Source organism: Glaciimonas sp. PAMC28666, assembly GCF_016917355.1.
Classification (GTDB): Bacteria; Pseudomonadota; Gammaproteobacteria; order Burkholderiales; family Burkholderiaceae_D; genus Glaciimonas.
This window is the reverse complement of record NZ_CP070304.1, coordinates 3,721,785-3,745,924: the sequence shown is the minus strand read 5'-3', so window position 1 is coordinate 3,745,924 and position 24,140 is coordinate 3,721,785. Positions and strand designations below refer to the sequence as shown.

At 56.1% G+C, this 24,140-nt stretch carries 17 protein-coding genes; 12 read left to right on the top strand and 5 right to left on the bottom strand.

The window, feature by feature from the left end:
- Positions 1-60: 60 nt before the first annotated feature.
- The 4 genes from JQN73_RS15935 to JQN73_RS15920 are packed head-to-tail and all read left to right on the top strand — an operon-like array spanning position 61 to position 10,781.
- Entirely contained in the window at positions 61-9,315 is a 9,255-nt protein-coding gene (locus JQN73_RS15935) for a hemagglutinin repeat-containing protein (protein ID WP_205319820.1), read from the top strand.
- 11 nt (positions 9,316-9,326) lie between these two features.
- Entirely contained in the window at positions 9,327-9,635 is a 309-nt protein-coding gene (locus tag JQN73_RS15930) for a hypothetical protein (protein ID WP_205319819.1), read from the top strand.
- Positions 9,636-9,668: 33 nt separating this feature from the next.
- On the top strand, positions 9,669-10,460 hold the full coding sequence (locus JQN73_RS15925; protein WP_205319816.1) for a hypothetical protein: 792 nt from the start codon (positions 9,669-9,671) through the stop codon (positions 10,458-10,460).
- A 12-nt stretch (positions 10,461-10,472) separates the two neighbouring features.
- A complete protein-coding gene (locus tag JQN73_RS15920) occupies positions 10,473-10,781 on the top strand; it encodes a hypothetical protein (RefSeq protein ID WP_205319815.1) in 309 nt (102 codons plus the stop codon).
- Between the two features lie 108 nt (positions 10,782-10,889).
- Here the strand turns inward: JQN73_RS15920 and JQN73_RS22825 are convergent, their stop codons facing one another.
- Both JQN73_RS22825 and JQN73_RS15910 read right to left on the bottom strand, forming a co-directional pair.
- Entirely contained in the window at positions 10,890-11,099 is a 210-nt protein-coding gene (locus JQN73_RS22825) for a SymE family type I addiction module toxin (protein ID WP_205319814.1), read from the bottom strand.
- Between the two features lie 82 nt (positions 11,100-11,181).
- Complete coding sequence (locus JQN73_RS15910) at positions 11,182-11,553, bottom strand: helix-turn-helix domain-containing protein (RefSeq protein WP_205319813.1); 372 nt, start codon at positions 11,551-11,553, stop codon at positions 11,182-11,184.
- 105 nt (positions 11,554-11,658) lie between these two features.
- On the opposite strand from JQN73_RS15910, the gene JQN73_RS15905 reads away from it, so the two are divergent.
- Both JQN73_RS15905 and xerC (JQN73_RS15900) read left to right on the top strand, forming a co-directional pair.
- Positions 11,659-14,757 carry a CHC2 zinc finger domain-containing protein gene (locus JQN73_RS15905; RefSeq protein ID WP_205319812.1) on the top strand — a complete coding sequence of 1,033 codons (3,099 nt, stop codon included), beginning with the start codon at positions 11,659-11,661 and terminating at the stop codon, positions 14,755-14,757.
- Complete coding sequence (gene xerC, locus JQN73_RS15900; protein ID WP_205319811.1) at positions 14,754-15,776, top strand: site-specific tyrosine recombinase XerC; 1,023 nt, start codon at positions 14,754-14,756, stop codon at positions 15,774-15,776. Before JQN73_RS15905 ends, xerC (JQN73_RS15900) begins: the two co-directional genes overlap by 4 nt.
- 372 nt (positions 15,777-16,148) lie before the next feature.
- On the opposite strand, the gene JQN73_RS15895 is transcribed toward xerC (JQN73_RS15900), so the two are convergent.
- Positions 16,149-16,601, bottom strand: a complete 453-nt coding sequence (locus JQN73_RS15895) for a hypothetical protein (protein ID WP_205319810.1) — start codon at positions 16,599-16,601, stop codon at positions 16,149-16,151.
- Here JQN73_RS15895 and JQN73_RS15890 point away from each other — a divergent pair, their 5' ends adjacent.
- From JQN73_RS15890 to JQN73_RS15875, 4 genes are read left to right on the top strand one after another with little or no spacing between them, the layout of a single operon-like run.
- Positions 16,602-17,396 carry a hypothetical protein gene (locus tag JQN73_RS15890; RefSeq protein WP_205319818.1) on the top strand — a complete coding sequence of 265 codons (795 nt, stop codon included), beginning with the start codon at positions 16,602-16,604 and terminating at the stop codon, positions 17,394-17,396. It abuts the gene before it with no gap.
- Between the two features lie 14 nt (positions 17,397-17,410).
- Positions 17,411-17,719 (top strand): hypothetical protein, encoded by a 309-nt coding sequence (locus JQN73_RS15885; protein WP_205319817.1) that lies wholly within the window; start codon positions 17,411-17,413, stop codon positions 17,717-17,719.
- A 47-nt stretch (positions 17,720-17,766) separates the two neighbouring features.
- A complete protein-coding gene (locus JQN73_RS15880; RefSeq protein WP_205319816.1) occupies positions 17,767-18,558 on the top strand; it encodes a hypothetical protein in 792 nt (263 codons plus the stop codon).
- Positions 18,559-18,570: 12 nt separating this feature from the next.
- On the top strand, positions 18,571-18,879 hold the full coding sequence (locus JQN73_RS15875; protein ID WP_205319815.1) for a hypothetical protein: 309 nt from the start codon (positions 18,571-18,573) through the stop codon (positions 18,877-18,879).
- Positions 18,880-18,987: 108 nt separating this feature from the next.
- On the opposite strand, the gene JQN73_RS22820 is transcribed toward JQN73_RS15875, so the two are convergent.
- Together JQN73_RS22820 and JQN73_RS15865 are read right to left on the bottom strand one after the other, a co-directional pair.
- A complete protein-coding gene (locus tag JQN73_RS22820) occupies positions 18,988-19,197 on the bottom strand; it encodes a SymE family type I addiction module toxin (protein ID WP_205319814.1) in 210 nt (69 codons plus the stop codon).
- 82 nt (positions 19,198-19,279) lie between these two features.
- Entirely contained in the window at positions 19,280-19,651 is a 372-nt protein-coding gene (locus JQN73_RS15865; protein WP_205319813.1) for a helix-turn-helix domain-containing protein, read from the bottom strand.
- 105 nt (positions 19,652-19,756) lie between these two features.
- On the opposite strand from JQN73_RS15865, the gene JQN73_RS15860 reads away from it, so the two are divergent.
- Both JQN73_RS15860 and xerC (JQN73_RS15855) read left to right on the top strand, forming a co-directional pair.
- Positions 19,757-22,855, top strand: a complete 3,099-nt coding sequence (locus JQN73_RS15860) for a CHC2 zinc finger domain-containing protein (RefSeq protein ID WP_205319812.1) — start codon at positions 19,757-19,759, stop codon at positions 22,853-22,855.
- On the top strand, positions 22,852-23,874 hold the full coding sequence (xerC, locus tag JQN73_RS15855; protein ID WP_205319811.1) for a site-specific tyrosine recombinase XerC: 1,023 nt from the start codon (positions 22,852-22,854) through the stop codon (positions 23,872-23,874). The genes JQN73_RS15860 and xerC (JQN73_RS15855) overlap by 4 nt, the downstream gene beginning before the upstream one ends.
- Positions 23,875-24,140: the final 266 nt, after the last annotated feature.

Genomic DNA, 24,140 nt, shown 5'->3' with positions numbered 1-24,140 from the left:
GTTCTTTTTTCTACCCATCATTCGCAGATCAGATCAGATTTGTAACACCGGAGTTGAGGCATGAATAAACAGTTTTATCGTACGCTCTTTAGCCATGCCTCCGGTCAATATATCGCGGTTGCCGAGAACACACGGGGCCGCAGTAAATGCTCGGTGGGCGGCAATGCTCCCGCCGGATTACCTTTCCCGCTGATGCGTTTTGCGTTGTTGGCGGTGTTGGTGGCAGCCACCTTCGGGCACGTCACGCTGGTACAGGCACAAACCATCGCCTATAAACATGGCGGGCCTGCGCCCATGATCGACAGGGCCGCCAACGGCGTGCCGGTGGTGCAGATCGTCCAGCCAAACGCGACAGGGCTCAGTCATAATCGTTACAGCGCCTTCAACGTCGATAGTAACGGCTTAATTCTCAACAACAGCCCGACCTCGGTCAGCACCACGCTGGGCGGCTACATTCAGGGCAATGCCCAACTCAATACCGGTGCGCAGGTCATCCTCAACGAAACCCTCGGCGTCTCGCCCAGTCACCTTAATGGCTATATTGAGGTGGCCGGACAACGCGCCGACGTCATTGTCGCCAATCCCAACGGCCTGTCCATCAATGGATTTGGCGTGATCAATGGCGGCCATGTCACCTTGACCACCGGGGTGCCGCAATTCGGCGGCGCAGGCAGTCTGGCCGCGTTCCGGGTCACCCGTGGCGCGATTATGGTCGAAGGCGGCGGCATCAACGCCTCGCCCAACGACAGCCTGTCCCTCATTAGCCGTTCACTGATCGCCAACGCCCAGATTCACGCCAGCCGTCTGGGCATTGTCACCGGTGCCAACCGCGTCACGCCCGATATGACCGGCATCGAAATCATCCAGGGCGAAGGCGGTCAACCGACGATAGCGATTGACTCCTCTGCGCTGGGCGGCCTGTACGCCAACAAGATTAAACTGGTCGGCACCGAAGCGGGAGTCGGCGTGCGCACCTATGGCGACATGGCCTCCAACGGCGACTTTAGCCTCGACGTCAATGGTAAAATTACGCTCAACGGTCACACCAATGCGGGTGGACAATTCACCCTGCGCAGCAGCGACGGCCTCGACAATACCGGCACGCTGTATGCGCAGAACGTGGCGCTCGTCAGTGGTGGTCAGATTGGTAATAGTGGCACGATTGCCGCCCACACCGATCTGTCGGTGCACGGCGCACAGATCGCCTCCAGCGGTATCCTGGCCGCCGGCATTGACCGTTCCGGTCAGGCCACCTTCGCTGGCAATTTGCGCTTGCAGGCCGACGGCACGCTGGTCGCCACCGGCCACAACACCGCTGGCGGCAATCTGACCATGACAGCGGCCGACATCGATGTCACCGGTGCCGTTACCAGCGCTAACGGCACTGTTTCCCTCACGGCCACCGCAGGCAATATCGACCACACGGGCGGCACGCTGCAGACCACGGGCCACACCACCCTAAACGCCAGCGGCGCGATCATCAACGATGGCGGTGTCATCAACACGGCGCAGTGGAGCAGCCATTCTGATGCATTATCGAACGTCGGTGGCGCGCTGCTGCAATCCGGTACCGACCCGACCACGATCACCACGGCGAACGCGATCAATAACCATGGCGGCACCCTCGCCACCAATGCCCATCACCTGACGGTGCAAGCAGGCAGCCTGCACAATGAAGGCGGTCACATCACGCAGGCTGGTAACGGCACCTTAAACATTCACACCGGCGCATTTAGCAACGCGGCGGGGACTGTGGTGACGAATGGGGAGCTACTGCTGCATGCGGTGAGTCTGGACAACCGCGATGGCAGCATCGCCGCCAACCGTAGGGCGCTGCTGCAACTGTTTGGCGATATGAACAATGTTCGCGGAAGCGTGCAAGCCGCCCAGGGTTTGACGGCCAGTGCCGCCAACATCGACAACACCGCAGGTCGCATCACCGCATCAGGGACCGATGGCCTGTGGTTGGACGCACGCGGTCTGTTGATCAACATCGCGGGCACGGGCGCGGATGGCGTAGAAGGAGGTGTGATTGGTGGCAATGGCGATGTCATGATTAACGCTGTGAATGCCATCAACAGCGGCAGCATCACGGCTGGGCGTCAGTTAGCCGTCACCATCGGCAATCACCTCAATAACAACGGCGGTCGCCTGGCGGCAGCGGACACCCTGACGGCACACGCGGCTGCGTTAAGCAACGCGCAGGGGACGCTGGATGCAGCAAAAATTGACGCCAGCATTGCGCAACTCAACAATAACAGCGGCAAGATCAACGCCGATCAGTTGCGCCTGCATGCCACCAACTTACAGAATCACCACGGTGAAATCACCCAGTTTGGCCACGACACCAGCGTGATTGATGTTACCGACACGCTGGATAATTCGGCTGGTGGCAATATTCACACCAACAGCACCGATCTGATCCTGACCCCGCAGCACTTCAATAATACCGATGGCATCCTCTCTCACGCTGGCACTGGCAGGTTGACGATCCATCTCGGCGCAGGTGTTCTCGACAACCGGGGTGGCACCCTGGGCAGTAACGGTGCCCTCGACGCCCGTGCCGCGACCATCAATAACCAATCCGGTACGATGTTCGGGGCAGATGCCCTCACCCTCAGCGCCACGCAGGGCGACATCGACAACAGCGGTGGTTCCCTCTCGGGCGACCGGATCGCGCTGCAGGCGACAGGCAATATCAATAACGCCCACGGTAAAATGGCCGCGCTCAGAAATGGCTTTACCGTTCACGCGAACAGCTTCAACAATGCCGCAGGCACCGTACAGAATCTTGGCGCGGCCGCGCTCTCGATGACCCTCCGGCAAGGCTTGTACAATACGGCCGCGCAAGGCATCGGAGGCTTAATTGGGAGCGCCGGTAACCTGCAGATTCACGCCAGCGCAATCGACAATACGGCCGGGACCCTCTACGCACAACAGGATGTGACGGTGCAGGCCGATGGTACGCTCACCAACGCCAGCGGCGTGATCCAGAGTGACGGCGCGATGGCGGTGAGTGCCACCGGCGCGCTGGAGAACCACGCTGGTCGGATCGAAGCCAATGGTCATGACGCAACGCTGACGGTGACCGCGTCCGGCCTGGACAATAGCGGCGGCCGGATCGCCAACAGCGGCAGCGGTGCCACAACGCTCGACGGCGGTGCCGCCATCACCAATACCGCAGGCATGATCGGTGCCAATGGCAAGCTGACGCTGGTCGCGGACCGTCTGACCAACACGCACGGCCAGATCATTGCCGCTGACGATGTAACGCTGGCGATTGCGCAGCACCTCGACAATGATCAGGGGAAATTGTTTGCCGCACGGCATCTGCGCATGCAACAAGCGGCCGCCACGCTCACCAATCGCGCGGGCACGATTGCGTCCTCGGGCGACACCACGATGGCGGTTGCCCGTCTCGACAACAGTGGTGGTCAGATCGGCAACACCGGAGGGGATGGCGGCAACATCGTGCTGACCGCCGGCGCAGACGTCATCAATACCGCAGGCACCATCAGCAGCGATCACAATACGACCATCACCGCCGCTACCCTGATCGGCGACGGTACCATTCTGGCCGGACAAGACGCCACGCTCCATCTGCAGGGCGATTACACCAACACGGTGGGCAATGTCCTCCGCGCCAACCGGGATGTGACGCTCACCACCACCGGCACGCTCACCAATGCCGGTCAGCTCGAAGCGGTGCGCCATCTGCGCTTGTCAGCGGCCAATGTCACGAACCAGTTCGGTGCGTTGATCAATGCCGGTAATGGCAATACTGTCATCAAGGCCACCCGCGCCGTCTATAACCGGGGGCGCATCTACGGCGATGATGTGGTCATTGGGGCCGACACCGTCACCAACGACGGCGTGCTGCACGCCGACGGCACGACCGCCCAGGCCGGTGTCATCGCCGCCCGCCACGACCTCATGATCGGGGCACAGAGCCTCGTTAACCGCGAACACGCAAGCCTGATCAGTCTCAACGACATGGTGCTCGGAGGGGCGCTGGACGCCCAGGAGCAGGTAACGGGCAACGCGGTGTCCATCGTCAATGCCTCAGCCAGCATCGAAGCAGGACAAGATCTCACGCTGCACACGGCGAATCTGACCAACGCAAACCGGCATTTCAGCACCGCGCTGGTGGCGGACCCGACCCGGACCCGGCGCGTCACGCAATACCGTGTCTGGAATGATGACATCTGGTATGACGCCGATCAGGTCAGCTGGGACAATAACGGCGGCATGGTGCTGATCCTGCCCGATGGCAGCCGCTTTGAGAAGTTCTACAAACAGGACTACACGCAAATCGTGCGCACCACCGAAGTGATCTCCAGCGACCCCGGCCAGATCACTTCCGGCGGCAACATGACCTTATCGGGCAACGTCACCAATGACAAAAGCACCTTCATTGCCGGTGGCACCTTAGGCGGCCAGGTCGGTAGCCTCAATAACCTCGGTGCACCGGGCGAAATCGTGACGACCAACCACATGACCGCCCTGCACAATTACTATCACTGGGTGAGCGGCCATCCGCATCAGGATCACTACACCTATGACAACGATGGTGCCGCGTACGACGTCATCTTGCCGTCGCAACACATCGATTTACCGGTCTGGACGGTGCGCGAAGATACCCGCCCGGAGCAGGGCGACAATGGGGCCCTCGGCACCGGCGTCGATAGCAACAGGGTCCCTTCCTCCGATAGCGGCGGGATCGGCAACAATCAGGGAGCCCATCATCTGGCTGGAAACGGCCAGACCGTCGACAATGCAGACGGCTCTGCCGGCAACAACACCGGACTGGCCGGTCACCCGCAAACGGTCGGCCAACTGGGGGTACCGCTGCCCAATCTCACGATTGGCAACAGTCAACTGTTTCCGCTCTCCCCCAACCCCCATTCTCCCTATCTGGTGGAGACTGATCCCAGCTTTACCAATTACCGCCAGTTCCTCTCCAGCGATTATCTGCTGGCACGCCTCGGCATCGATCCGTTGCGGACCCAGAAACGGCTGGGCGACGGCTTTTATGAACAAAAGCTGATCAACGATCAAATCACCCAATTAACCGGCAAGCGCTTTTTAGGCGACTTTGCCAGCAACGAAGCGCAATACCAGGCGCTGATGGAAAGCGGCCTCGCCAGCGCTGCCCAGTGGCAACTGACGCCCGGCACGGCGTTGACGGCGGCGCAAATGGCCGCATTAACCCATGACATGGTGTGGTTAGTATCGCAAGCCGTGACACTCCCCGATGGCAGTACCCAACGCGTCTTCGTCCCCGTCGTGTATCTGGCACGGGGCGAGGCGGGCGATGCTGGCAATACCGCTCCTACCGGATCAGTCATGGCCGGGCGCGATATGGATCTGAACGTTCACGGCACACTCGATAACGGTGGCACCGTGCAGGCCACCAACACCCTGCTGATCCACGCGACCGATCTTCATAACACGGGCGCGATCCGCAGCGATGCCACCACCGGCACCACCGTGCTGGTGGCCGATCACGATCTCCTGAACCACGGCGGCAGCATTGCCGGGCACCGCGTCGGCCTGGTGGCCGGACGCGACATCGTCATCGAGAGTGTCACCAGCACCGCCAGCAGCAAAAATGGTCGCAACGTCGGCCTCAGCCAGCTGGCCCGGGTGGATGCCGATCAGCTCAGCATGCAGAGCGGGCGCGACATTCAACTCACCGCTGCGGCCATTCACACCACCGGGGATGCCGCCTTCGTGGCGGGCCGTGATCTCAGCCTGACCACACGCACCGCCGAGGCCACCTCCAACGTGACCTATGGCGAGCACAACCATCTCAACGAACACCAGACCCAAGTCCAGGGCACCGTGCTGCAGGCCGGTGGCACAGTTACCCTGGCCGCCGGGCAAGATGTGCGTCTCCATGCGGCCGCAGTGCAGGCCGATGCCGCACTGGCGGTGGCCGCAGGGCGCGATGTCAATGTGACCTCTGCCCAACAAACCAGCAGCAAGGACCAGGAAATTACCACCACCACGCACGGCTTGTCAGGGTCGTCACGTTCGCACATGCTCGACTTGCAACAGAACAGTGAGGCCATCGGCAGTCGCCTCACCGGCAACAGCATTGCCATCGTCTCCGGGCGCGACACCACCATCAAGGGTAGCCAGGTCACCGCCCAACAGGCCCTCGCCATCAATGCCGGACGCGACCTGAACATCTTCAGTGCCCGCAATACCAGCGCAGGCAGTTACCAACGCGAAGAAACCCAATCCGGGTTCTCGGGCGGCCTGTTGACGGGGATCAGCTATGGCAACAGCGCACAGGCGCACCGTCAGGGCGGCACCAGCGTGCGCCAGAGCGGCAGCGAGATCAGTGGTGCCAACGTCCATCTGATCAGCGGGCGGGACACCACCGTGCGCGCCAGCGCCATCACCGCAGACCGCGATGTCGGCGTCTTCGCCGGACGCAATATCAACATCGTCACCGCGGCCAATACGGAGACGTCCACCACGGACAGTCACCGCAGTGGCACCAGCGTCGGCCTCATCGGCGGCATGAATGCCCGCTTCACGAACTTCAGCCAGACCGCCGCCGCCCAAGACGGTGGCGGCACCAGCACCACCCACAGTACCAGCCTGCTATCTGCCAACGGCGGCAATCTGACGCTGCAAGCTGGCCTGGATGCGCAATACAAGGGGACCGGCCAAGGCAACGTCACCACCCAGGGCGCTGAATTATTGGCAAAAAACACTCTCACCATCGCCGGCAACGCGGTCGACCTGCAAGCCATCCACGATGCCAGCAGCAGTCACGATCATGCCGAAAGCCACAGCACCACCTTGGGCAGCAGCCTGACCGGCACCCTCGGGGGCGCGCTCACCCGTATTGGCGATAACCTCAGCGCCAGCCAGCACACCGGCAACGACCGGCTCAAAGGGGCGTTACGCTTAAAAGCCAGCTACGACGCCTATCAACTCGCCACCGGTGGATTAACGACTACCACCACCGCTGCCGCGCTCGACCCGAATCCGCAAAACAGCAGCAGCGGCGGCTTCGGGGTCAGCGTCAATCTGGGCAGCAGCCATAGCCAGCAAGACAGCCACAATAGTGCCAGCCAGTCACGCGGCACCACGGTACAAGGGCGCACCATTACTGTCACGGCCCGCGAAGGCGACATCACGATGGAAGGTGCCAAACTGCAAGCCACCGACATCGCGCTCGATGCCGCCCGGAATATCAATCTCATTGCCGCTAAAAACACCGCCGCATTGACCTCCTCCAATAGCGGCTCCAGCGCCGGGATCGGTGCCACCCTGGGTTCGAACGGCGAACAGACGGGCCTGAGTTTCCAGCTTGGCGCCTCGATGTCCAAGGGTCACGCAAGCGGCAGTGAAACGACCTACGACAACATGCAAATCAATGCGACGAACCACCTCAGCATGAAGAGCGGCGGCGACACCACGCTGATCGGCGCGCAGTTGGCAGCCAATCACATCGACGCCGATATCGGTGGCAATCTCACCATCCGCACGCTACAAGACCAGAGTGCGTACGACAGCAAACAAGAAAACGGCGGCTTTAGTCTGAGCCTCTGTATTCCGCCAATTTGTGTTGGCAGCATGCTCACCGGCAGCGTCAATTACGCCAGACAAACGGTCGACCACCACTATCGCAGTGCGCACGGACAAAGTGGCATCGCCGCTGGCACCGGCGGCTTTACGCTCAACGTCAAAGGCAACACCGCGCTCGAAGGCGGCGCCATCACCAGCACCGCCCCAGAGGAAAAAAACACCCTGCGCACCGCCAGCCTCACCAGCCGCGATTTGATCAATCAACAACACATCGCCGCCGACAGCCTCAGTGCCGGTTTCTCCACCAACGGCCTCGCCAGCAACCTCACCGGCAACGTCCTCGGCAACCTCACCGGCGGCGCCGGCATGCCCAAGAGTGGGGACGCCACCAGCCACACCGACAGCGTCATCAGCCCGTCCACAGTCACCATCACCGGCACCGGCGACGCCACCACCGACGCCCACAGCCAGGCCACCGCCGAGACCTTAACGCAGCGCGATGCCGCTACCGCCAACGAGACCCTCAGCAACACCTTAACCCTGCAGCAAGCCCACAATTTACAGGCAGAACAACAACGCGCACAAGACAACCAGCGCGCCGCCGACATCGCCGGCGCAGCCCTCAACGGCATGGTCGGCGACATCGCACAAAAAGCCGGCTACCCCGACGGCTCCCCCCAAAAGATCGCGCTGCACGGTATCGTCGGACTGATCCAGGCAAAGATCGGTGACAGCAGCGCTGCTGGCGGCGTCGCAGCAGGCATGAGCGTTGAAAAGATGTCACCGCTCATTAGCGACTACCTGCTCAATAACGGCTACGACATCAGCAGCAAGGAAGGACTGCAGGCCTACAACGACATGATGGGACTGGGAGCCACGCTGGTCGGTGCGGCTGCAGGGGGATTGGCTGGCGGCGGGATGGATAGTGCTGGCATGGGCGGGATGATGGGGAAGAATGCGGACGCTAACAACCGCCAACTTCATCCAGATGAAAAAATGTGGATCAAGAGTCAAGCATCACGTTATGCGACACAAAAAGGAATTTCTGTTGATCAGGCACTACAAGAATTAACCGGACAAGCAGATCGTCAAGTGCAGCTAGGTTCTCCCGGCGCGTGGGATCAAAGTGCGAGTAATTTCTTAAGTCAGGCTGGACATAAACTATTGCCCTCAGACGGTGATAGCGGACCAGGGTTTATGTTTTATGCCACACCCAATCAGAAAGCAAATCCTGATGTGTATGCGGCATATGGCGGAACGAACAAACCAGCCGATGACGATATTGCTGCGGCAATCAATCGGGATCAGGCCATTCGAAAACAGGTTAGTAATGCGACGTTTGCGGCCGCGGCGCTTGCAGGTACTGGTGCCGGAATTGCCACGGCGGCGGATGTCTATGCAGCTTACAAAGCTGCTGCTGCGGCATATTCGATGGGAACGGCACTGGGAACGGGGATGGCGGTTGGAGGTGCGTCTTATACAGGTTCGGCTGTGGGTGGTGCAGCCTATGATAAATTCTTTAATCGGCAAAATTTCAGTAATGGATTTGATCAACGCTTCTCTTATCTCGGACTAGGAGTAGCAATGACAGCAGGTGGTTTAACCAGCATGTATAGCACGGCGATGTTTGGTTGGGCAGGCGTCCCAAACACCTTCAAAAATTGGGTGACAGTGCCGGGATTCGTTATTCGCATTAATAGTGGCGTGTTCGGCAAGGCTGCAGGTGGAGCGGCGCAGGGTGCCGTCAAATCATCCACTAATCAATAATTGGAGTCGCTATGTTTGATGGCTTATGGTACGGAATATTTGGTGGATTGTTCGGTCCTACGGTTGCGCAATGGTTGTGCCGATTTAAATATTGGGCAATATTTTTAACAGCAATGGTGAGTACGTACATTGGATTATATATAGCTGGAATTTATACAAAGGGGTTGAAGTTTGCTACTCAAGCTATGCTAGAAAATATCTTCACTCCTGTTGGTATTTTGGCGCCAATGGGGATTGGCCTGCTAGCAGTCTTTGTAGCGTTTGTTGGTTCATTGAATGTTATCGAGAAGCCAAGCGAGGACGATAAAAATAATCCATAGTGTTCAGCCCTTTATAACGCTAATAATCGGCAGTTGCATCCTGATGAGAAAACGTGGATCAAAACGAATGCGGAACGTTATGCGGCACACAAAGGTATATCGCTTGACCAGGCGCAGCAAGAATTAACAGCACAGGCAGATCGTCAGGTGCAGGCAGGTTCCCCCGGCGCATGGGATCAAAGTGCGTATACTTTTTTACAAGAAGCAGGGCGTGGTTTACTGCCATCAGAAGGCAAGAGTGGAACGGGATTTATGTTCTACACCACACCCGAGCAGAAGGCGAATGCGGATATGTATGCAGGTTATGGCGGCACGAACAAGCCATCAGATGATGATATTAATGCGGCAATGGATCGCGATCAGACCATTCGGGAACTCGCGAGTAAGGCGACGCTTGCCGCTGCTGCGCTTGCGGGAACTGGCGCGGTGGCCGGCTCGGCGGTGGAAGCCTATGCTGCTTACAGGGCTGCTGCGGCGGCGTATTCGGCGGGGACGGCTTTGGGGACGGGGATGGCGGTTTCGGGCGGGATTTATACGGCTGGGGCTGCGGTGAATGCGGGGATCGATCAAGTGTTTGGAACTGGCCAGCCTTTCGGAACAGGTTTCAGCCAACGTTTCTCTTATCCTGGGCTAGGCGCAGCAATGACGGCAGGTGGTTTAATCGGCATGTATGGTACAGCTATGTTCAGTTGGGCTGGCGTGCCAAATGCGCTCGGAAATTGGCTGACTCTACCTGGATTCGTGATCCGTACCAATAGCGCCGTATTTGGAAATGTTGCAGGTCAAGCTGCACAAGGCGCAGTCAAATCTTCCTCCATGCAATGATAGGAAATTATTATGTTTGATGGCTTCTGGTCTGGGATATTGGGCGGCATGTTTGGTCCTGCGATTACGCAATGGTTGAGTCGCTTTAGATACTGGGTGATTTTTTTAGTGGTAACACTAGCTATACAAGTGTTTATGTTTGCTGCTGGCGTAAAAGAAAAAGGGTTACAGGAAGCATTTGAGATTGTTTTTATGAGGGGCTTCGAGCCGATACTTATTCTGGTTCCAATGGGTGGCGGCCTACTTGCTGTCTTCTTAGCCTTTCTCGGTTCATTGAACACCCCGAAGAAATCAAACGAGGACGATAAAAATAGCTCGTAGTATTTAGTTTTTTATAAACAAAAAAATCCCTACCATCATCTAGCCGTGACCAGATGTTGTTGGGGATTTTTTTTAATGGCTAAACAAGAACGCTATTGCCGCCGGTTTCTATACTCTGGTGATCACTAGCCTGTCGGTCATCACCTGTACTTTGATTTTAGTCTGCGCTGTAAAACCAGCCTGTTTAAGCCACAATCCTCGCAAGCGTATCCACGGAACATGCGGCTGTGGCTCAGGATAAAGAGACACGGTTAAGAACCGATCTGTGTGACTGTTTGTTGGTGCGAGACTATCTCGCGTATGATTCGGCTTAGCCATATTCAACTCCGTTTTAGTTGGTTGTGGTTAGCGGGTTGTTGGTGCTGATACACCAGCAATCCGCGTCTTTTACTGCATCAAATTATTTTTTAGCTGCTTGCCAACGCTTGGCATCATGCATATGCAGCACACCAGCAATCATCGTTTCCACTGCCTCCCGCTCCTTCTCATCGAGCTTGGAGACCGCTTCAAATTGCAGTTTTAGGCGCTCATCCGGCCCACGTTCCTCCGGCTCAAAAAGCAGCATATCTGCGCTGACATTAAGCGCCAGTGCGATGCGTCGAAATACATCAATAGTGGGCTGTGAGGCGCCCGACTCATACCGTTTTAATTGTGAAACGTGCATGCTGATCTTGTCAGCCATTTGTTGCTGGGTAAAGCCCAGCTCCTTACGAAGCGAAGACAAGCGTGCAGGGAAGCTCATGGGAAAAATAAAGAGATTTGTAATGCGCATGAGTGTAAGCCCTGTGTTTTTAACGCTTGCTCTATAGTAGCATATGAGGGACAATTAAAGTATATTGAGTAGATACTTGACAGCTTTTAGACTAAGGACAATTCCATGCCCCGCATTCCCGACAGCGAGCTAGAGCGGTTAAAACAGGAAGTGAGCTTATTGCGGCTGATCGAAAGCGGCGGGCATCAGTTGACGAAGCGCGGCAAGGATTACGTGATGCTGTGCGTATTCCATGCAGAGAAGACGCCGAGCCTGACGGTGTCGGCGGCGAAGAACCTGTATCACTGCTTTGGCTGTGGCGCTGCTGGCTCGGTCATTGACTGGGTTATCAAAACCCAGTCGGTTTCGCTGCCGCATGCGGTGCAAATCCTCAGAAATGGTGCGCACCTTGAGAGTGAGCGTGTCGGCGTGGGCCGTAGTCAACTGCGTCATTTGCCGGTGCTGGTCGCGCAGGATCAGCAGTTATTGTTATCGCAAGTGGTCGCTAGTTACCATGCCAATTTACAACAATCGCCGGAAGCGCTGGCGTATTTGTCCAGCCGCGCTCTGGTCAGCAGCGAATTGATCGACACCTTCAGACTTGGTTACGCCAATAAAAGTCTGACCTATCGTCTCCCGCCGGGGCATACGCAAGCGGGGCGTGACATGCGGGCGCAGCTGCAAGCGGTGGGTGTGTATCGGGCCAGCGGTCACGAGCATTTGAACGGTTGTCTGGTGGTGCCGGTGATTGGTATGTCAGAGGGCGCGAATGCGGCGCAGTCGGGTCAGATCATGCAACTGTACGGGCGGCGGATTGCCCCCAACAACAAACTGTCGTCGGGTCAGCCGCGCCATTTATATCTGGCGCGTCCGTTGCGGGGGATCTGGAACGAAGTGGCGCTGGTGGCGCAGAAGGATATTATTCTGTGTGAATCGTTAATTGATGCGATGACCTTCTGGTGTGCGGGGTATCGCAATGTGATCGCCAGTTATGGGGTGAATGGTTTTACGGCGGATCACTGGCACGCATTAAAACAGCACGGCACGCAGCGCATACTGATTGCCTATGACCGTGACGATGCGGGGAATGCCGCTGCTGAGCAACTGGCAGTGTTATTGCAGGAAGCGGGTATGGACTGTTTCCGGGTGGTATTTCCGAAGGGGATGGACGTCAATGATTATGCGCAGAAAGTGCAGCCGGCGGAGAAGAGTCTGGGCGTTCTGCTGCAACAGGCGCATTGGTTGGGAAAAGGACAATCTCCCTCAGTGGTGGTAAACCTCGCTGTTTCGTCTGTGCCGCCAGTGGCTGACATCGCGGCGAAAGAACCCTCCCACAAGAGAGAAAAGCCCGCTGCTGTAGCGCCATCACGGGCGACATCTGCAACAGCTGCCCCTATCACTTCTTCTTTAGCTGCGGTGTCATCGCCAGCAGCGCCCGAAGCACCGCCAGCGTCCGAACCGGCGCAGGTTTCCCAAACGGTAAAAGGCGAATTATTGCTCAGCCTGGGCGAGCGTCACTGGCGTATCCGTGGCTGGCAAAAGAATCTCTCGCCGGAGCAGATGCGGGTCAACGTGCAGGTGCGGCGTGACAATAAAACGGGAACGGAAGGCGCGTATTACGTTGATTTGCTGGATATCTACAGTGCCAAACAGCGGCTGGTGTATATCAAACAGGCGGCCATTGAACTGGGGGTGCCGGACGAGACCATCAAGCGCGACCTGGGCCACGTCTTGCTGAAGCTGGAAACGTTACAGGATGCGGCGCTCAGTGCCGCCCTCACGCCCAAAGACAGCGTACCGCCCCTCTCCGAGAGCGACACCGCCGCGGCCCTTGCCTTGCTCAAAGCGCCGGACCTGACTGACCGTTTGGTTGCCGACATGGAACGCTGCGGGATCGTCGGCGAAGCGACCAATTTACTGGCCGGTTATCTGGCGGCGGTCAGTCGCAAGCTCGATGCCCCGCTGGCGGTCTTGATTCAGTCGTCTTCTGCGGCCGGTAAAAGTGCGTTGATGGAAGCGGTGCTCAATCTGATGCCGGAAGAAGAACGGATTCAATACAGCGCCATGACCGGCCAGAGTCTGTTTTACCTTGGAGAAAACGATTTACAACACAAAATCCTGGCGATTGCCGAAGAAGAAGGCGTGCGCCAGGCCGCGTATGCCCTGAAGTTATTGCAGTCTGATGGCGAACTGACGATGGCCAGTACCGGCAAGGATGAGACGACCGGCAATCTGGTGACGAAGCAATATTGCGTCAAAGGCCCGGTGATGCTGATGCTGACCACCACGGCCATTGATGTTGACGAAGAATTGCTCAATCGTTGTCTGGTATTAACCGTCAATGAAAGTCGTGAGCAGACGCAGGCGATCCATGCGCGCCAGCGGGCGAAGCAGACCTTGGAAGGGTTGGTGATGGACCGCGAGAAAAAAAGTATCACTACTCTGCATCAGAATGCGCAACGGCTGCTCAAGGCCGTGCATGTGGTTAATCCGTATGCGAATCAGTTAACCTTCCTTGATGACAAAACCCGGATGCGGCGCGACCACATGAAATATTTAACGTTGATCCGGGCGATTGCGTTATTGCATCAGCATCAGCGCGAAGTCAAAAGCGTCGATCATCGTGGAGCACAGCTGGACTACATTGAAGTGACAAAAGACGACATTGCGTTAGCCAACCGGATCGCGCATGAAGTGCTGGGGCGTACGCTGGACGAACTGCCCCCGCAACCGCGCCGCCTCCTCACGCTGCTGCAAAGCTGGGTGGCACAGCGTTGTACTGACTTGCAGATGCAGCGCGACACATTTCGTTTTACGCGCAAGCAGGTACGCGAAATGACGCGCTGGGGCGACACCCAGTTAAAACTGTATTTCGCCCGATTGGTCGAACTGGAATATCTGATTGCGCATTACAACGGACGGCGCCAGGCGACCGATTACGAGTTGAGTTACGACGGCAAAGGCGACGATCACCCGCATTTAATGGGCCTCCTTGACCCGTCCAGACTCGACAATGATTCCCAGTGGTCGGATAAAAACAGCGAGTGGTCGGCCAGCGGTCGGGCTGCAGTCGGCATGCAGTCGGGGTCTGGTCGGATGGTGCTAACTGAGGTCCAGCAAGGCGCAGCGGCTGAAACCCCAGAAAGTGTGCAAAAACTGCGTATACAGCAGAAAAAAAACAATGGTTCTTCGTTAGCCGCCGTTGTTGATGAGGCGCAAGCATGACCGCGCCGACTCTCAAGAACACCCGAGGTCGCAAAAAAACGCGGATAGAAATCATTGGTAACCCGCTCGACGCTGCCAGCCTGTATTTCCAGATGCTGCCGTTTCTGGACTGGATGCGGATACGCAATTACAGTGAGCAAACGGTGATACACCGGGAGCAGCATTTGCGCGACTTTGTGAGCTGGTGCACTGAGCGTGGTCTGTGTCACCCGGCAGAGATCACGCGTCCGATCATTGAGCGCTACCAGCGTCATTTGTTTTTGTACCGCAAAAGTAATGGAGAGGCGATTTCTGGTCGCAGTCAGCATATGCGCCTGGTTCCGCTGCGTCTGTGGTTTCGGTGGCTGGTTAAGAACCGCCGGATACTGTCCAATCCGGCGGCAGATATTGACATGCCGCGTATTGAAAAGCGCCTGCCTAAACATATTCTGTCGGCAGATGAAGCCGACAAAGTGCTCAACGGCGCAGATGTTGGCACACCGCTGGGTTGCCGTAACCGGGCCATCATGGAAACCCTCTACAGCACCGGGATTCGACGCACCGAACTGTGTCATTTGCAGCTGCACGACATCGACCATGAGCGCGGCACGTTGATGGTGCGGCAAGGTAAAGGCAAGAAAGACCGGCTCATTCCCATTGGTGATCGTGCGTTAGCGTGGATTGCCAAATACCGCGACAGCATCCGCCCGGAGTGTGCACTGGCCGACGATGACGGTACGCTGTTTCTGACGCAGCAGGGAGACGCGATAGACCCGCGTTGGCTGTCCGAAATGATCAAGCGCTATATCAATGCCGCCAGTATAGGCAAGACGGGAAGCTGCCATATATTTCGACATACGATGGCGACGCTGATGCTGGAAAACGGTGCTGACCTGCGCTTTGTCCAAATCATGCTTGGTCATGCCGATCTGTCGAGTACGCAGATTTATACGCAGATGGCGATCAACAAATTAAAAGAAGTCCACACCCTGACGCATCCGGCGCGCTTAACGCGGGTCAAGGACGAGACTAAAGCCTGATCAGCCGCGCTGCGGTACTGCCAGCGGCGAGCCGAGAATAACGGCCACGCTTGCTGCCAATGTGTAGGAAAGAATGCGCGTTCGTGCCTCACTTGCTGCCGTGCTTCGCCGTTGATCGGAACAGGGCAACGCCAGGTCAACAGCACAGCCGTTCCGGGGTAAATCGCTGTGCGATTTAACATAATGCCGCATTACGCAACATTGACGCAGTCGCCAGCGGAGCTGGCTTGGTGCGCCAATATCGCGTAACGGGCATTATGTCTTACGCCCCTGCACGTCTGCCAGGCTTAAGGTGTGCGCCGCAAGGCGCAAGGATTGATCAGGGTTACCGCACGCGCTCGTGCCTCACTTGCTGCCGTGCTTCGCCGTCATTCAGATGGCAGGACAAATCAACGACAACGACAACGACAACAGCAACAGCGCTTTACAAGCGGTGCAAGGGATAGAGCCGCCTTGCACCGCATGGCCTAGCGTATTTCTTTGAGAGCCGTCAAGGGTGCGGCTGCGCCCGCTACGCGCCCTTGACGGGATGAGCGCCGGTGCAGTCCGGCGAAGAAGCGTGACGCACAAAATAGTCTCCCCACACAGCATCCGTATAATGGCGCGATGCACAACCCCCAACGGCAACATCAAAGGCACCCCCCACGCACGCACCGCGTGCGTCTTAACGCCTGCTCTGTGGAGGCAAAAACCGCGTCTGGAAAAATCCCCCCGCGTAAGAGCGTGTCTGGAAAATGGATCGCCCGGCAAGCCCCGCCCCGTCTGGGTCGGCGGCGTTTGGCGGTGAATATTGCGTCGGACTGCCCTGATGCTAATAATCGGCAAATGCATCCTGATGAGAAAAAGTGGATTAAAGGTAATGCATCACGTTATGCGCTAAAAAAAGGAATTTCGATTGATCAGGCACAACAAGAATTAACGGCACAGGCAGATCGGCAAGTCCAGTCTGGCTCATCTGGTTCATGGGATCAGAGTGCCTATACTTTTTTACAGGAAGCAGGGCGTGGTTTACTGCCCTCAGAAGGCAAGAGTGGCACGGGATTTATGTTCTACACAACACCCGAGCAGAAAGCGAATGCTGATATGTATGCAGGTTATGGCGGCACGAACAAACCGTCAGATAGTGATATTAACGCAGCAATGGATCGCGATCAGACCATTCGGGCACTGGCAAGTAAGGCGACGCTTGGCGCTGCTGCAACCGCTGCCGGGGTGGCAACTGCTGGCGTGGGGGGCGGCTCAGTGATGGATGTTTATGCCGCTTATAAGGCGGCTGCGGCGGCGTATTCGGCGGGGACGGCTTTGGGGACGGGAGCGGCGGTTGGCGGAGCGTTTTATACGGGCGGTGCAGTAGTTGGTGCAATTAATGATGCGCGATATGGAGCTAATTTCAGAAATAGTTTCGACCAACGCTTCTCTGCTCCGGGACTGGCTGCAGCAATGACTATGGGTGGTTTAACGGGTATGTATAGTACGGCGATGTTCAGGTGGGCTGGAACACCTAATACCCTTAAAAACTGGGCAACAGTGCCTGGATTTATCACGCGTGTTAATAGCGTTGTGTTTGGCAAGGTCGCTGGTGATGCTGCGCAAGGTGTAGTTAATTCACCCAAAAAATAATAATCGGAGGTGATATGTTTGACGGATTCTTGTCTGGAATGTTTGGCGGTTTGTTCGGACCAGCGATTGCACAGTACTTGAGCCGTTTTAAGTATTGGATAGTTTTTTTAACTACTACGTTAACGGTTCACGGTGGCACATTTATTTTAGATTGGTTAAACACAAATTTCTTAGATGCTTTAAAGAGAAGCGTCTGCTTTGTATTTACAACCGTTGGCTTCTTTGCTCCTATGGGAATAGGTCTGCTAGCTGTCTTCGTGGCCTTCGTAGGTTCGTTAAACACCGCGAAGAAGTCAAACGAGGACGATAAAAATAGCTGGTAGTACTTATTCAAATAAAATTTTTTGCTGCGGATGCTAATAATCGGCAGTTGCATCCTGATGAGAAAACGTGGATCAAAACGAATGCGGAACGTTATGCGGCACACAAAGGTATATCGCTTGACCAGGCGCAGCAAGAATTAACAGCACAGGCAGATCGTCAGGTGCAGGCAGGTTCCCCCGGCGCATGGGATCAAAGTGCGTATACTTTTTTACAAGAAGCAGGGCGTGGTTTACTGCCATCAGAAGGCAAGAGTGGAACGGGATTTATGTTCTACACCACACCCGAGCAGAAGGCGAATGCGGATATGTATGCAGGTTATGGCGGCACGAACAAGCCATCAGATGATGATATTAATGCGGCAATGGATCGCGATCAGACCATTCGGGAACTCGCGAGTAAGGCGACGCTTGCCGCTGCTGCGCTTGCGGGAACTGGCGCGGTGGCCGGCTCGGCGGTGGAAGCCTATGCTGCTTACAGGGCTGCTGCGGCGGCGTATTCGGCGGGGACGGCTTTGGGGACGGGGATGGCGGTTTCGGGCGGGATTTATACGGCTGGGGCTGCGGTGAATGCGGGGATCGATCAAGTGTTTGGAACTGGCCAGCCTTTCGGAACAGGTTTCAGCCAACGTTTCTCTTATCCTGGGCTAGGCGCAGCAATGACGGCAGGTGGTTTAATCGGCATGTATGGTACAGCTATGTTCAGTTGGGCTGGCGTGCCAAATGCGCTCGGAAATTGGCTGACTCTACCTGGATTCGTGATCCGTACCAATAGCGCCGTATTTGGAAATGTTGCAGGTCAAGCTGCACAAGGCGCAGTCAAATCTTCCTCCATGCAATGATAGGAAATTATTATGTTTGATGGCTTCTGGTCTGGGATATTGGGCGGCATGTTTGGTCCTGCGATTACGCAATGGTTGAGTCGCTTTAGATACTGGGTGATTTTTTTAGTGGTAACACTAGCTATACAAGTGTTTATGTTTGCTGCTGGCGTAAAAGAAAAAGGGTTACAGGAAGCATTTGAGATTGTTTTTATGAGGGGCTTCGAGCCGATACTTATTCTGGTTCCAATGGGTGGCGGCCTACTTGCTGTCTTCTTAGCCTTTCTCGGTTCATTGAACACCCCGAAGAAATCAAACGAGGACGATAAAAATAGCTCGTAGTATTTAGTTTTTTATAAACAAAAAAATCCCTACCATCATCTAGCCGTGACCAGATGTTGTTGGGGATTTTTTTTAATGGCTAAACAAGAACGCTATTGCCGCCGGTTTCTATACTCTGGTGATCACTAGCCTGTCGGTCATCACCTGTACTTTGATTTTAGTCTGCGCTGTAAAACCAGCCTGTTTAAGCCACAATCCTCGCAAGCGTATCCACGGAACATGCGGCTGTGGCTCAGGATAAAGAGACACGGTTAAGAACCGATCTGTGTGACTGTTTGTTGGTGCGAGACTATCTCGCGTATGATTCGGCTTAGCCATATTCAACTCCGTTTTAGTTGGTTGTGGTTAGCGGGTTGTTGGTGCTGATACACCAGCAATCCGCGTCTTTTACTGCATCAAATTATTTTTTAGCTGCTTGCCAACGCTTGGCATCATGCATATGCAGCACACCAGCAATCATCGTTTCCACTGCCTCCCGCTCCTTCTCATCGAGCTTGGAGACCGCTTCAAATTGCAGTTTTAGGCGCTCATCCGGCCCACGTTCCTCCGGCTCAAAAAGCAGCATATCTGCGCTGACATTAAGCGCCAGTGCGATGCGTCGAAATACATCAATAGTGGGCTGTGAGGCGCCCGACTCATACCGTTTTAATTGTGAAACGTGCATGCTGATCTTGTCAGCCATTTGTTGCTGGGTAAAGCCCAGCTCCTTACGAAGCGAAGACAAGCGTGCAGGGAAGCTCATGGGAAAAATAAAGAGATTTGTAATGCGCATGAGTGTAAGCCCTGTGTTTTTAACGCTTGCTCTATAGTAGCATATGAGGGACAATTAAAGTATATTGAGTAGATACTTGACAGCTTTTAGACTAAGGACAATTCCATGCCCCGCATTCCCGACAGCGAGCTAGAGCGGTTAAAACAGGAAGTGAGCTTATTGCGGCTGATCGAAAGCGGCGGGCATCAGTTGACGAAGCGCGGCAAGGATTACGTGATGCTGTGCGTATTCCATGCAGAGAAGACGCCGAGCCTGACGGTGTCGGCGGCGAAGAACCTGTATCACTGCTTTGGCTGTGGCGCTGCTGGCTCGGTCATTGACTGGGTTATCAAAACCCAGTCGGTTTCGCTGCCGCATGCGGTGCAAATCCTCAGAAATGGTGCGCACCTTGAGAGTGAGCGTGTCGGCGTGGGCCGTAGTCAACTGCGTCATTTGCCGGTGCTGGTCGCGCAGGATCAGCAGTTATTGTTATCGCAAGTGGTCGCTAGTTACCATGCCAATTTACAACAATCGCCGGAAGCGCTGGCGTATTTGTCCAGCCGCGCTCTGGTCAGCAGCGAATTGATCGACACCTTCAGACTTGGTTACGCCAATAAAAGTCTGACCTATCGTCTCCCGCCGGGGCATACGCAAGCGGGGCGTGACATGCGGGCGCAGCTGCAAGCGGTGGGTGTGTATCGGGCCAGCGGTCACGAGCATTTGAACGGTTGTCTGGTGGTGCCGGTGATTGGTATGTCAGAGGGCGCGAATGCGGCGCAGTCGGGTCAGATCATGCAACTGTACGGGCGGCGGATTGCCCCCAACAACAAACTGTCGTCGGGTCAGCCGCGCCATTTATATCTGGCGCGTCCGTTGCGGGGGATCTGGAACGAAGTGGCGCTGGTGGCGCAGAAGGATATTATTCTGTGTGAATCGTTAATTGATGCGATGACCTTCTGGTGTGCGGGGTATCGCAATGTGATCGCCAGTTATGGGGTGAATGGTTTTACGGCGGATCACTGGCACGCATTAAAACAGCACGGCACGCAGCGCATACTGATTGCCTATGACCGTGACGATGCGGGGAATGCCGCTGCTGAGCAACTGGCAGTGTTATTGCAGGAAGCGGGTATGGACTGTTTCCGGGTGGTATTTCCGAAGGGGATGGACGTCAATGATTATGCGCAGAAAGTGCAGCCGGCGGAGAAGAGTCTGGGCGTTCTGCTGCAACAGGCGCATTGGTTGGGAAAAGGACAATCTCCCTCAGTGGTGGTAAACCTCGCTGTTTCGTCTGTGCCGCCAGTGGCTGACATCGCGGCGAAAGAACCCTCCCACAAGAGAGAAAAGCCCGCTGCTGTAGCGCCATCACGGGCGACATCTGCAACAGCTGCCCCTATCACTTCTTCTTTAGCTGCGGTGTCATCGCCAGCAGCGCCCGAAGCACCGCCAGCGTCCGAACCGGCGCAGGTTTCCCAAACGGTAAAAGGCGAATTATTGCTCAGCCTGGGCGAGCGTCACTGGCGTATCCGTGGCTGGCAAAAGAATCTCTCGCCGGAGCAGATGCGGGTCAACGTGCAGGTGCGGCGTGACAATAAAACGGGAACGGAAGGCGCGTATTACGTTGATTTGCTGGATATCTACAGTGCCAAACAGCGGCTGGTGTATATCAAACAGGCGGCCATTGAACTGGGGGTGCCGGACGAGACCATCAAGCGCGACCTGGGCCACGTCTTGCTGAAGCTGGAAACGTTACAGGATGCGGCGCTCAGTGCCGCCCTCACGCCCAAAGACAGCGTACCGCCCCTCTCCGAGAGCGACACCGCCGCGGCCCTTGCCTTGCTCAAAGCGCCGGACCTGACTGACCGTTTGGTTGCCGACATGGAACGCTGCGGGATCGTCGGCGAAGCGACCAATTTACTGGCCGGTTATCTGGCGGCGGTCAGTCGCAAGCTCGATGCCCCGCTGGCGGTCTTGATTCAGTCGTCTTCTGCGGCCGGTAAAAGTGCGTTGATGGAAGCGGTGCTCAATCTGATGCCGGAAGAAGAACGGATTCAATACAGCGCCATGACCGGCCAGAGTCTGTTTTACCTTGGAGAAAACGATTTACAACACAAAATCCTGGCGATTGCCGAAGAAGAAGGCGTGCGCCAGGCCGCGTATGCCCTGAAGTTATTGCAGTCTGATGGCGAACTGACGATGGCCAGTACCGGCAAGGATGAGACGACCGGCAATCTGGTGACGAAGCAATATTGCGTCAAAGGCCCGGTGATGCTGATGCTGACCACCACGGCCATTGATGTTGACGAAGAATTGCTCAATCGTTGTCTGGTATTAACCGTCAATGAAAGTCGTGAGCAGACGCAGGCGATCCATGCGCGCCAGCGGGCGAAGCAGACCTTGGAAGGGTTGGTGATGGACCGCGAGAAAAAAAGTATCACTACTCTGCATCAGAATGCGCAACGGCTGCTCAAGGCCGTGCATGTGGTTAATCCGTATGCGAATCAGTTAACCTTCCTTGATGACAAAACCCGGATGCGGCGCGACCACATGAAATATTTAACGTTGATCCGGGCGATTGCGTTATTGCATCAGCATCAGCGCGAAGTCAAAAGCGTCGATCATCGTGGAGCACAGCTGGACTACATTGAAGTGACAAAAGACGACATTGCGTTAGCCAACCGGATCGCGCATGAAGTGCTGGGGCGTACGCTGGACGAACTGCCCCCGCAACCGCGCCGCCTCCTCACGCTGCTGCAAAGCTGGGTGGCACAGCGTTGTACTGACTTGCAGATGCAGCGCGACACATTTCGTTTTACGCGCAAGCAGGTACGCGAAATGACGCGCTGGGGCGACACCCAGTTAAAACTGTATTTCGCCCGATTGGTCGAACTGGAATATCTGATTGCGCATTACAACGGACGGCGCCAGGCGACCGATTACGAGTTGAGTTACGACGGCAAAGGCGACGATCACCCGCATTTAATGGGCCTCCTTGACCCGTCCAGACTCGACAATGATTCCCAGTGGTCGGATAAAAACAGCGAGTGGTCGGCCAGCGGTCGGGCTGCAGTCGGCATGCAGTCGGGGTCTGGTCGGATGGTGCTAACTGAGGTCCAGCAAGGCGCAGCGGCTGAAACCCCAGAAAGTGTGCAAAAACTGCGTATACAGCAGAAAAAAAACAATGGTTCTTCGTTAGCCGCCGTTGTTGATGAGGCGCAAGCATGACCGCGCCGACTCTCAAGAACACCCGAGGTCGCAAAAAAACGCGGATAGAAATCATTGGTAACCCGCTCGACGCTGCCAGCCTGTATTTCCAGATGCTGCCGTTTCTGGACTGGATGCGGATACGCAATTACAGTGAGCAAACGGTGATACACCGGGAGCAGCATTTGCGCGACTTTGTGAGCTGGTGCACTGAGCGTGGTCTGTGTCACCCGGCAGAGATCACGCGTCCGATCATTGAGCGCTACCAGCGTCATTTGTTTTTGTACCGCAAAAGTAATGGAGAGGCGATTTCTGGTCGCAGTCAGCATATGCGCCTGGTTCCGCTGCGTCTGTGGTTTCGGTGGCTGGTTAAGAACCGCCGGATACTGTCCAATCCGGCGGCAGATATTGACATGCCGCGTATTGAAAAGCGCCTGCCTAAACATATTCTGTCGGCAGATGAAGCCGACAAAGTGCTCAACGGCGCAGATGTTGGCACACCGCTGGGTTGCCGTAACCGGGCCATCATGGAAACCCTCTACAGCACCGGGATTCGACGCACCGAACTGTGTCATTTGCAGCTGCACGACATCGACCATGAGCGCGGCACGTTGATGGTGCGGCAAGGTAAAGGCAAGAAAGACCGGCTCATTCCCATTGGTGATCGTGCGTTAGCGTGGATTGCCAAATACCGCGACAGCATCCGCCCGGAGTGTGCACTGGCCGACGATGACGGTACGCTGTTTCTGACGCAGCAGGGAGACGCGATAGACCCGCGTTGGCTGTCCGAAATGATCAAGCGCTATATCAATGCCGCCAGTATAGGCAAGACGGGAAGCTGCCATATATTTCGACATACGATGGCGACGCTGATGCTGGAAAACGGTGCTGACCTGCGCTTTGTCCAAATCATGCTTGGTCATGCCGATCTGTCGAGTACGCAGATTTATACGCAGATGGCGATCAACAAATTAAAAGAAGTCCACACCCTGACGCATCCGGCGCGCTTAACGCGGGTCAAGGACGAGACTAAAGCCTGATCAGCCGCGCTGCGGTACTGCCAGCGGCGAGCCGAGAATAACGGCCACGCTTGCTGCCAATGTGTAGGAAAGAATGCGCGTTCGTGCCTCACTTGCTGCCGTGCTTCGCCGTTGATCGGAACAGGGCAACGCCAGGTCAACAGCACAGCCGTTCCGGGGTAAATCGCTGTGCGATTTAACATAATGCCGCATTACGCAACATTGACGCAGTCGCCAGCGGAGCTGGCTTGGTGCGCCAATATCGCGTAACGGGCATTATGTCTTAC